The organism is Sphingomonas sp. CCH5-D11, assembly GCF_001557395.1.
Classification (GTDB): Bacteria; Pseudomonadota; Alphaproteobacteria; order Sphingomonadales; family Sphingomonadaceae; genus Sphingomonas.
The window spans coordinates 1-716 of sequence record NZ_LSKH01000216.1; the positions used below are offsets into that span (position 1 = coordinate 1).

Consider the following 716-nt stretch of genomic DNA (forward strand, 5'->3'; position numbering starts at 1 on the left):
CATAAAACGACAACGCCGCCCCACTGGGCGGCGTTGTCGTTTGTAGTCCACGCCATTAGGTCCGACACCTCCGCCACCACTTCAAACCGCGCGACCCTGCGCGCCGGCGGCGTTAAACGTCACGACCTCGATTTAGCATGCGTAGATGCGCGGGCGCTGAACATCGGATTGTGGCCACATCGCGAGTTCACCCTTGATCGGTGGCCAAGAAGAATTCCACCGGGACTACAAGTTCGATGGTATCTCCTTTCACTTCCTCCGGCGGTCGGGGAAGCGGTTGCGCTCGTTTCGGCAAGTTCACCGCCTCTGCGTCGAGCGAGCGGACGCGTGACGATCGCTCCAACCGAACAGAGAGAACCTTGCCCTCGCGGTTCATAACGAACCGGATGAACGGGACGCCTTCCTGGCGGCGGAGACTCGCCTCACGCGGGTAACGCCTGACCTTTTGCAACGCGGCCAGCACCCGGCCCTGCCAGGTGGGCGCGGCATTGGACGGCGTCGTCGCTGGGGGCAGGGGCTTTGCCTCGGGCGCGGCCGTTTCCTTCACCGGCGGCGCGGGGATGGGTGCGGGGACGGACGGCGCATCGACGACCGCGACGGGACGCGCCGTCGGCATCGTTACGGTAAGCGGCGCGCCCACGGCTGGTTCGATACGCGGACGCTGCTGTTCTTTCTCGATTTGCTCGGGGCCGGGCTTTACCTCGCGCACCGGCTCG

The 716-nt window shown here is 65.4% G+C and carries 1 protein-coding gene; it reads right to left on the reverse strand.

Annotated features, from left to right (window positions below; all coding sequences use genetic code 11):
* Positions 1 to 187: 187 nt before the first annotated feature.
* The coding region (locus AX702_RS13780; protein ID WP_156455492.1) for an energy transducer TonB family protein at positions 188 to 716 on the reverse strand (529 nt) is incomplete at its 5' end.